Origin of the sequence: Bacillus bingmayongensis (genome assembly GCF_000299035.1) — a bacterium.
Lineage (GTDB): Bacteria > Bacillota > Bacilli > Bacillales > Bacillaceae_G > Bacillus_A > Bacillus_A bingmayongensis.
Genome location: NZ_JH921526.1, coordinates 1 through 10,324, shown reverse-complemented (window position 1 = coordinate 10,324; position 10,324 = coordinate 1). Strand labels below are relative to the sequence as shown.

The window sequence follows — 10,324 nt, the reverse complement described above, 5'->3', positions numbered from 1 at the left end:
GCTATAAATTAAATGAAATATTATTAATTGTATTAAGAAACTTATAACCATAGAAAATGGGTCCTTTTCTATACTTATTCATTACTTTCATTTTTATAAAATTTAATCTTATTATGCTAATAATTTTGAATGCAATTCAGTTATAATAATAGATATAAAAGGAATTAATAAGGAGTTGAAGGATAATGAAATTTGAATTGAATACAATTCATAGTGAAACTTCTTTAGAAAATATAGAAAAACAAAAGCAAAATTTCACAAACATAATTGCATTATGGAGTCGTGATTATATTAATGCAGCTGAATTTAAAAAGGAAAATAATGAAAGAGAAGATTCATATACATATGAGGGATTTTCAGATGAAGAAATTTTGTACTACTACTTGAACCGGCAAACCCATTTTGATCAAGAAAAGCGTATAAAGGATGCATCTAGGACTCTATATGCACGTGATTTAAGCCAGTTCTATTTTTTTATCAAACAAAGTACAGAGTTTCTGCAGCAAGATGTTAAAGATTATGTAGTCGGCCAAGTTTGGAGAAACTTAAGAAAGCGACATATCCGAAACTATCAAAAGTGGTTATCCCAGGAGGCAATCTCCTATCAATCAAAAGAAAAATACAAAGCATCTACGATTAGTCGAAAACTTGGTGTGATCCGTTCGTATTTGAAATGGCTATATGAAATTCAATATATCCAGGAACCTCTTCATGTGGAAGTTCTAAGTACGACCGTTAATAAACACCATAAACCAAAACGCGAGTTATCATATGAGGAAGTGAAGCAGTTGCTTCATTACTATAAGGATAATGAAATCAATTATGCCTTACTATCAGTTCTTGCTACTACAGGGTTGCGTGTTGCAGAGGTAGCACATGCAAAGTGGGAAGATCTTGAGTATGACACTATACGCGGACGTTACTATTTAACGGTTGATACAAAGGGAGACAATGAACGGATTGTTTCTATGGTTCTGTTGCAAAGTTTTAAACGCCCCCAAAAATATAGAATGAAAATACAATTGTTCCGAATAAACATTATAAAATATACAAGAACATGTATCGTATACTCATTATTTTCGGTTATTTTTCAACTTTGCAACAGAACCCAAAATCATATAGGGGTAGCACGCACATTTTAACCTTTTTATACGTTAAGGGATTCTCAAAAACTCAATATTGCTTGTTTAAATTGAGAATTTGATTTAGAGATGAGTTTTGAGACGTATTTCAAGCTATTTTCAGCACATTTTAGGGTGAATTTCATTTGTCTCAAATCCCCCATTTTTGAGATTGAATAAGTTGCTTAGAGTAGTAAAATCAACGTTTTTTCATGTTGAATTTGCTTAGCGTATATTTTCGTTAAAATGTTGGTGGTACGCCAGCTACCAATTTAATATGTTCAGGAGCAATAATATCTTGAATTGTCTCCTTTAAATCTTCAACTATCATTTCTTCTACGTGTTCCAAGGGAACTTCAAATAACATACATTTTAAATTATTAATATTAATTAACGAGTAATTTTCATTTTTTTTTAAAACTAAGTATTGATTTTCCTCTGTCAGTAATAAAGAACCTAGTTGGATTCCTAACATACGCTTGTCTTCGAATTTCATAACATGATACCTCTTTATATAATTTGTTTATACAACCTATATATCATATAAAATTATACAGTTTTACACAATACTGTAAATAAAAAGTTAACATAACCCTATTACCATCAGGTTAAGAAATTAGTTGTTTCCCAAAACGAAAAAAATGAGCTGAACCCTCATAAATAACTGTAAAATAATAAAATATTCGTTTAGGGGACAATTCAAAAGCTTAGGTTGATAGGCATGTTGCCGTACTCAAACTTCACTTGAAACTGTTATAATTAAAATGTTTTTAATTTTCAAATAAACGGAGGTTTGTATAATGAAAATTGCAATAGTCTGTTTCGATAACTTCACTGATATAGATGTCTTTTTACCATGGGATTTATTAAACCGTGTACGTCTAGTTGGTGGTATTTTTGATTGGGATGTCCAACTATTAGGAACAGAAAAAACTCATATATCCATGGCTGGATTACGTATACCTATGACAGGAAGCATATCTGATATTCCTTCTGCTGACGCTGTAATATTTACAAGTGGTAAAGGTGTACAAGATTTATATAAAAATCAACAATATCTTAATAGCATTCATGTAGATCCTCAAAGGCAATTAATAGGTTCTATGTGTTCTGGTTCACTTCTGCTAGGAGCTAAAGAATTGTTAACTGGCAAAAAAGCAACTACATATCCATCGGTAGTAGAACAACTTAAAGAGTTTAATGTAGACGTTATTGAACAAAGTTTCGTAAACGAAGGCAATATCTCGACTGCTGCAGGTTGCTTTGCTGCTCAAGATCTCTCAGCTTGGATTATAAGAACCCTAATTAATGAAGAAATGGTTGACACTGTACTAGAAACTGTTCAGCCAGTGGGCAAAGGTTTATATTTTTAAGTTTTAAATCAAGTCAGATAGTTATTTCTGACTTGATCTTTTTAGTAGTTGCGATGGTTCTGGTGCAAAAATAAAATAAAAGAGAATAAAGCACATATATTCCTAACGGAATCGTATCTTATGCTGCAAGTCCAAACAATTGATGGATGAATTCTTTCTGAGTTTGGACGGACTGATTCCGTAAATCAATCTGTTCTTTTGTAATCATATGCATGACTTCTACTCCAGAAAGAATGGATGTAGCTGTGTCAAAAGATTTGAGCCCTAGCATAGAACGGATACGCTTCTTTATAAAACGATAATCTTGTTCTACTATTTTATTCAAGTACTTTTGTTATCTAAGTTGCATACCATCAGGTATGCTTTTTTCTTTTTTCAACTGTTCAATTGTTATAGGATAGGCTGAATTCTTATCGACTGTTATAACACGAGGATTTGAAACATGAAAAGACCGCAAAGCTTTCTTGAAAAAGTGCTTTGCAGCCTTCTGATCTCTTGTTTTGCTTAGGCAAAAATCGATTGTGTTTCCTTTCGAATCAACAGCACGATACAGGTACATCCATTGCCCTTTTACTTTGATATATGTTTCATCGACTCTCCAGGAGTCATTTGTTTGAGGTAACGTCGGATCCGTTTGTCCAAGTCAGGACCATACTGATGAACCCAACGCATAATCGTTGTATGAGAAATGGATAGATCACACACCCTTTTAGAGTAATAATATTAGTATGTCCAAGTTTTATAGATTACTTGCAATTATCCTGAAGTTTTTGTACCAGAACCTAAAAAAGAAAAGTCTGCAATTTTACAGACTTCTCTTTTTTATTATTTATGCAATTTATCATTTAAAAACTATGCAAATTATCTCCTAAAGTTACACTTTTGTTTAAAAACAAACAAGTTCCATAAACGGTCGTTTTTGTTACGGATAGTGTGGACTAACATCATTCATAAAACATATAATTATAAGGATATATCCAAAAATGATTGAATACACATTCTTTTTAGAAATTATATAGCAGAAAGCTATGAACCTGAAGATTCATAGCTTTTTTATCCAGTACGGAACTTTTATTTATATTGTTACAACTATATAACTGAAATTTAACAACATGTATACAGCCTTTAATTATTTCCTTCCGTATTACCATAGTCTAAACTAAACGAAATTTCTTTTAACGTATCAATGAAAATATGTGTAGCTGCACCTAGATATTTATCCTTCCTATAGACAATTCCCACATTTCGAGCAAGACTAGAATTTAGTATAGGAATGATCTTTATATTAGGTTGGTTAAGATACTCTAGGTAAGGACCAGGTAATATAGTGATTCCTATACCGTCTGCCACCATATTAATTAATGATTGCATAGTTGTAATTTCAAAAATAGGGTTCGGAAGAAAACCCAAGTCTTTGCAATTTTTATTTATAAGCTGTCTTATAAAATATTGTTCAGGAAGTAAAATAGAAGGGGTCGTCTCTAATACTTCTAATCCTAACATATCCTGATGTGCCAATGGGTGTTCGACAGGTACTGCAAAAGCCATTTCTTCAGTATATAAAGAAAGCGTTTCAAATTCATCGCCTTTCATAGGCAAAAAAACGATTCCTAAGTCCACCTTATTTTCTAACAAGTGTTTTTGAATATCCCCAGTACGTAGACCTAGCACAGAAATCTTAACAGCTGGGTATAGCTTGTGAAATTTAATTAATGCGGGTGGAATCAGATAATTTTCTACTGTTAACAATGTACCAATCGAAATTGAGCCTCTTTGAAGTCCATTTAATTCATTTATTGAAGTTTTTGCCTGTTCTAATTCGTGAAAAATGTTGCGAGTATACTTTAAGAGTAGTTTTCCCGATTCAGTAAGAGCTGTCTTCTTACCAATTCGATCAAATAAAGGCGTTCCAATTTCATGCTCTAACAATCTGATTTGTTGACTTAAAGATGGTTGGGAAATTCCAACTTTTTCTGCAGCTCTTGTAAAATGAAGTTCTTGGCACACAGCATAAAAATACTCCAGTTGTCTTAATTCCATTCTGAAGCCTCCTAGTTCAAGTGGTGATAGTTAATGAATTGATGTTATGTAAAGCCTCAAGGATCTCATTTATTATGGATAGTTTCTATATGAATTCTACAGCAACTTAAGGTAATACAAATTATATCATAGGTTAAAGCTATAATTATTATATAAATAATTAGATTGTTCTATTAATCGAAGTATCTTAGACTATTATTTACACAGAAGGCTAATCTTATTAAAATTGATGATTTCGAAAGTTAAAAACATTTCAACTGTGTAAAATTTTGAGGAGGTTAATAGGATGAGTAATCAAAGAACAGATATTGTCAATTATAGCGAATTTCTAAAAAAGAGTAGGAAGCCTGCCATTCGAGCATGTTCTTGGAAATGGAAAGATATTTATCCCTTGCTTAATGAATCTGTATCAGAAGATTTTCTTGAAAGTGGACGTGGAACTTTATCCCTCATTCATAAGGATACTGGAGATGCGTATGGTACTTCCTCAACAATGAATGTAGTAGTACAAATTTTTAAACCTGGTGAGCATAATAAGGCTCATCGTCATACGAATGTGGCTTTAAACCTAGTATTTCAGGGAGAGGGTTTTAGTATTGTAGATGGAGAGAAGATTGAATGGGAAAAAGGTGATTTATTCCTAGCTCCTCCATGGTCTGCTCATGAGCATTGCAATACTTCAGAAACAGAGGATGCGATCCTTTTCACTTTTCAGGATGTGCCGGTTCTTACTTCAATGGGCACATGGTTTTTAGAAGAACCCATAGGGAGTACTCCCCGCCACGTCTTAAAACAAAATGTACAGACAGAGAAAAAATAGAAGGTATTAACTAGTACTTTTTATTTTTGATCTCACATGAAAATTAGTTATTTCTATATATATATAAATACCGGAGGATAAAACAGATGAAAAATTTAAATGTAGCTATTCCAACCCCCTTTCAAGAAGATGAAAGTTTGTATTTAGAGGGCTTTAATTCCATTGTTGAGTACTTAACAGGTAACGGAATAGAGTCTCTTCTTGTATCTGCTACTACAGGTGAACAAAATTCAATGAGTATTGAAGAGCGAATCCAAATTATCGATTATTTTAACCAACAAAACTTTAAACATGTTGAACTTATGTTTGGTGTATCAGCTACAACAACAAAAAATGCAATAAGATTGATTAAAAAACTTGAGGAGTCTGTTTTCGATTCCATTCTAATTCAGTTCCCTCCATATATTCAGCCGACGCAAGAACAGGCTATTTCTTATATTAATGAGTTATTGCAGCATACCACAAAAAATGTTGTACTTTATAACAATCCTTTTCGAACAGGTTTTGAGCTAAGTGCTGAGTCATTTAGTACTCTTATTAATCAGAAGCACTCCAATCTGGTAGGCATGAAAGAAGAGAGTGATGTTAAACGTCATGAAAATACAACTTTACCAGATGAATTTATCATGTTTGCTGGGGGAGATGTAAACCTTATAGAAAAGATAATGAATGGGTGTAATGGACTTTCTAGTATGGTAGGAAATGTTTATCCAAAAGAAATTCAACAAATTTTCAGTGACTTATTAACGAATAAACCAGTGGACCTTCGAAAAATAAACCAATTAATTAATAAGGTTACAAGTGGTCAAGCTGTTATAAACATTAAGAATCACTACAATTCTCTGGGCATAAAAGTAGGTACTTGTCGTTCTCCTATTCGGTAATAGTACTATTTCACGGATTTCCTCATTTTAATGAAAAAATCCTAAGGTAATCGCCAAGCAGAAAAAATAATTCAATTATTCTTTCTGCTTGCGGATACCATTACTAAACAATATGGAGGGTCTATAGCTATCATGAGCATTTTACATCAAATGGAAAAACAAAAACTGGATATAAAGACTAAAAGAGGATTACTTATTGCAGGTGTTATTCTAATTGGAGTAAATCTCAGAGCCCCAATAACATCAGTAGGCCCACTATTATCTTCTATTCGTGATAGTCTGGGTATATCTAACACATTAGCAGGGACAATTACTACAGTACCGTTACTTACATTCGCATTTTTATCCCCATTTGCTCCTAAGTTAACTCGTCGTTTTAGCATGGAATTTACGCTATTTATTTCCTTAATCTTATTAATAGTTGGAATTGGAATACGTTCTTTTGGTGGAGTAGGCACGTTATTTATAGGAACTGTCTTAATTGGTTCATCGATTGCAATTGGTAATGTATTATTACCGAGTCTTATTAAACATAACTTTGCACAAAATATAGGTATGATGACAGGCATTTATGCTGTTTCTATAAATTTATTTGGAGCTATTGGATCTGGGATAAGTATCCCCATTTCTTCGTCGTTAGGTTTAGGATGGTCAGGATCCCTCGGATGCTGGGGAACCTTATCTCTTCTCACTATTTTCTTTTGGCTACCACAATTACGGAATTACCACAAATCTATGGACTTTTTACAAACAGAAAAGAAAGAAATTTCCATCAACTTATGGCGTTCTAAGCTAGCGTGGAACGTAACATTGTTTATGGGGGCTCAATCCTTAATCTTTTATACAGTGATTGCATGGCTTCCTGAAATACTTGAATCAAAAGGGTTAGGTATTAATGAAGGAGGCTGGATGTTATCTTTAATGCAACTTTCTATGCTTCCTGTTACATTTATTGTCTCTATTTTAGCTGGGCGTTTAGGAAAGCAACACGTGTTAGTAAGTATTTCAGTTACTTTGCTTATTGCAGGTTTATTGGGAATTCTATATGGAGGCCCACTTCTTATTCCTTTGTGGATTATCATGATTGGAGTTGGAGTTGCCTTTAGCTTAGCAATGATGTTTTTTAGTTTACGTACCAAAAATATTCAGGAAGCTGCAGAACTATCCGGTATGGCCCAATCATTAGGATATCTCTTAGCAGCTATAGGGCCTATTTTATTCGGATGGCTACACGATATTACTCATAATTGGACTACCCCTTTATTGATGTTAATTTTAACATCAATAATCATTTTCATTACAGGTATGAGGGCAGGAAAGAATGTATATGTAACCTCTAAATAATCAATATCTTCTATAGCATTTCTGTTCTGAAGAGAGCTCTCTTCGATTATTTTATTAGAGATAACGTATTCCAACTTTATTTGTTTTCTATTTTTTTAAAGTAAAACAAACTCATACCAATCTCTGTTATAAAAAACCTTTATAATACTTTTTCATGTGTATCATAAAGGTTTTTTAGTTAGTGAAATAATTAATATTTTATTTTTGTTGATAAAGGCTAGTAAGTTTATCTAAAAAAGTATATAGCTGATTATTCATTGTTGTATAATCATTCTTTCTTAATTGCTCTGGAGACTGAACGAAACGATTTTCCTTATACTTTTCTAGTTCTTGTTCAGAATGTTGAATTAATAATTCTATTAATTCAGGAGTAAACTCCATATGGCATTGGAAACCATAAACGAGTTCACTATATTCCACAATTTGCCGTGGACACCCCTCACTAAACGCTAATATTTTACTATTTTTAGTTAAACCAGGCATATCATTGTGCCAGTGGCCAACCGTACTTGTAGTAGCGAAATGAGAGAAAAGCTTATTCGTTTTTCCTTCTTCAGTTAAAGTAATAGGGAAGGTTCCTACCTCTTTTTCTGGACTATGTTCATAAGATGCACCTAAGGCTTCACCAATTAACTGGGCACCCAAACAAACTCCTATAATAGCTTTATTAGCCTCTATACATTTTTTAATGACAGATATTTCTGCGGCTGCATCAAAATGTGGGCACATTTCTTTAGTTGTACTAGGATCTTGTGGTCCACCTAATACAATAAGTAAATCTATGCCTTCGATATTATAAGGAAGTTGTTCTTGTTCGTAAACTCTTGAATAACTGACCACGTGTCCATTCATCTCTGCCCATGTCAGAAAAGCCCCTGGTCCTTCAAATACTTCATGAATAATAAAATGTATACGCATTTGTTTCTCCTTTTTAAAAGAATTAATTAACTTGTGAATTGACTAGTATTATTATAAGATGTTAACTGACATATAAAAAGGTACAGTTTTATAAAAAAACACATGTCAGATGAGGGCAATATGAAAAACTACTTGTTTACTTTTGAGAAAAGTATTCCTAAATATAAACAAATATATACAAATGTCAAATTACTCATTGAAAAAGGATTATTAAAAAAAGATGAAGCGTTACCTTCAATACGTCAGCTTGCAGATTCACTTCATGTTAGTAGAAATACAACATTATTAGCATATGAACAACTTGCAGCTGAAGGATATATCCGTGGCGAAAATCGAAGAGGTTTTTTTGTTAATGAATTAGAACCAAATTTATATCAAAGAAAAAAAAAGGTTAAACAAAAAGATGAGAAACAAATCAGTAAAGAAACTATCATTAACTTCAAAGTAGATGCAGTGGAAAAAGAAATGTTTCCAAAAAATACATGGAAGAAATTTGTGAATCATTCTATGGAAGAAAATCTTTTATATAAATATGGTGACCCGTTTGGGGAAGCAATTCTTAGAGAACAAATTGCAAAATATTTATTAGAATCTAGGGGATTGAGTACGGATAAAGAATCTATCATTATAGGTAGTAGTACACAACAAATGTTAACTTATATTGGTCATGTATTAAAAAGTGATTTTTCAAGCGTTATTGTAGAAGATCCAGGTTTTTGGGGCGCTAGAGAAGTTTTCAAATTACATCATTTTTCTTTTGAATTTCTACCTGTATATGAATACGGCATTGAATTATCTGAGTTAAGAAATTTAAAAGCTAGACTAATTTATGTAACCCCATCTCATCACAGCCCTTATGGAGTAAACATGTCAATTCAACAACGACAGCGTCTTATTCAGTGGGCTAAAAAAAAGAAGGGATATATTATAGAAGACGATTATGATAGTGAATTTCGATATACACAACGTCCATTTCCTTCATTAGCATCTATTGAACAAAATAGGGTAATTTATATCGGGAATTTTTCGAAAGCATTTTTGCCAGGTCTACGATTAAGCTATATGGTCTTACCAAAGGAACTAGAAATAAGATATAAGGAACAATTTAAAGGTTTTGAAAATACAGCATCAACGATACATCAAATTGCTATGGCAAAATTCATGAAGGAGAATGAATGGTATAGACATATAAAACGAATGCGTAATATTTATAAAAGAAAAATGGAACATTTAATTTCTACCTTAGACGAACATTTTGGTAACAATATAACTATCATCGGTAACAATTCAGGATTGTATCTGCTCATCAAGGTGCATTTGCAAAAGTCAGAGAATTGGTTAATAAAACAGGCGTATAAAAATGGTGTAGAGATAGGCCCAACATCAAGTTATTTTGTTAATAATTATACTGACAGACCAACCATTAAATTAGCTTTTGGAGGTCTATCTCACAAAGATATTACTTTAGGAGTAAAGTTACTTAAAAAGGCATGGCTTTAAATAATATAATGATTAGAACTTAGTACTGTAACTAAGTTCTCTTTTTTATGCAATTTAACATGTTCTTTTAACACCAGTTAAAAATGAAAATAACAATTTCATATCTTAATACCAGTCCTTACAACAAAAATGGCGTTTTATTACAACAGAATTTTCCATTATGTGGTTTTATCTAAGGAAAATAAAAATTCAATTCAAAATCATATTGGAAATAAAAGTAATTATATAACTTTTTTCCATATATCTCGACTGAACCCCGAATAGGCATTTTCTATGTAAAAAATCGCTTAGCGTACGAAATTCGCGTTTTGTTGGTGCTACCCC

The 10,324-nt window shown here is 32.4% G+C and carries 8 protein-coding genes and 2 pseudogenes; 6 read left to right on the top strand and 4 right to left on the bottom strand.

All coding sequences use genetic code 11. The features are described from left to right. Positions 1–185: 185 nt before the first annotated feature. Positions 186–1,025 (top strand): annotated as a pseudogene (locus tag Y7E_RS30510) (tyrosine-type recombinase/integrase); the annotation flags it as partial. 337 nt (positions 1,026–1,362) lie between these two features. Here Y7E_RS30510 and Y7E_RS0127800 read toward each other — a convergent pair. Next, positions 1,363–1,617, bottom strand: coding sequence for a hypothetical protein (locus Y7E_RS0127800; protein WP_017154455.1), 255 nt, complete (start codon positions 1,615–1,617; stop codon positions 1,363–1,365). Positions 1,618–1,921: 304 nt separating this feature from the next. On the opposite strand from Y7E_RS0127800, the gene Y7E_RS0127795 reads away from it, so the two are divergent. Then, positions 1,922–2,494: a DJ-1/PfpI family protein gene (locus Y7E_RS0127795; RefSeq protein ID WP_017154454.1), complete on the top strand. Its 573-nt coding sequence runs from the start codon at positions 1,922–1,924 to the stop codon at positions 2,492–2,494. Between the two features lie 118 nt (positions 2,495–2,612). Here the strand turns inward: Y7E_RS0127795 and Y7E_RS30505 are convergent. Both Y7E_RS30505 and Y7E_RS0127785 read right to left on the bottom strand, forming a co-directional pair. Beyond that, positions 2,613–3,190 (bottom strand): annotated as a pseudogene (locus tag Y7E_RS30505) (IS6 family transposase); the annotation flags it as partial. A gap of 429 nt (positions 3,191–3,619) precedes the next feature. Then, positions 3,620–4,534 carry a LysR family transcriptional regulator gene (locus tag Y7E_RS0127785; RefSeq protein ID WP_017154451.1) on the bottom strand — a complete coding sequence of 305 codons (915 nt, stop codon included), beginning with the start codon at positions 4,532–4,534 and terminating at the stop codon, positions 3,620–3,622. Positions 4,535–4,820: 286 nt separating this feature from the next. Here Y7E_RS0127785 and Y7E_RS0127780 point away from each other — a divergent pair, with 286 nt between their 5' ends. The 3 genes from Y7E_RS0127780 to Y7E_RS0127770 all read left to right on the top strand — a co-directional run bounded on the left by Y7E_RS0127780 (position 4,821) and on the right by Y7E_RS0127770 (position 7,582). After that, positions 4,821–5,354 (top strand): cupin domain-containing protein, encoded by a 534-nt coding sequence (locus Y7E_RS0127780; RefSeq protein WP_017154450.1) that lies wholly within the window; start codon positions 4,821–4,823, stop codon positions 5,352–5,354. Between the two features lie 86 nt (positions 5,355–5,440). Continuing rightward, positions 5,441–6,238 (top strand): dihydrodipicolinate synthase family protein, encoded by a 798-nt coding sequence (locus Y7E_RS0127775; RefSeq protein WP_017154449.1) that lies wholly within the window; start codon positions 5,441–5,443, stop codon positions 6,236–6,238. 132 nt (positions 6,239–6,370) lie between these two features. Further along, positions 6,371–7,582: a CynX/NimT family MFS transporter gene (locus tag Y7E_RS0127770; RefSeq protein ID WP_017154448.1), complete on the top strand. Its 1,212-nt coding sequence runs from the start codon at positions 6,371–6,373 to the stop codon at positions 7,580–7,582. 198 nt (positions 7,583–7,780) lie between these two features. Here Y7E_RS0127770 and Y7E_RS0127765 read toward each other — a convergent pair whose 3' ends face one another. Continuing rightward, the gene (locus Y7E_RS0127765) at positions 7,781–8,500 is read right to left on the bottom strand and encodes a type 1 glutamine amidotransferase (RefSeq protein ID WP_017154447.1); all 720 of its coding nucleotides are present in this window, start codon (positions 8,498–8,500) and stop codon (positions 7,781–7,783) included. 120 nt (positions 8,501–8,620) lie between these two features. Here Y7E_RS0127765 and pdxR point away from each other — a divergent pair, with 120 nt between their 5' ends. After that, a complete protein-coding gene (pdxR, locus tag Y7E_RS0127760) occupies positions 8,621–10,000 on the top strand; it encodes a MocR-like pyridoxine biosynthesis transcription factor PdxR (protein WP_017154446.1) in 1,380 nt (459 codons plus the stop codon). Positions 10,001–10,324: the final 324 nt, after the last annotated feature.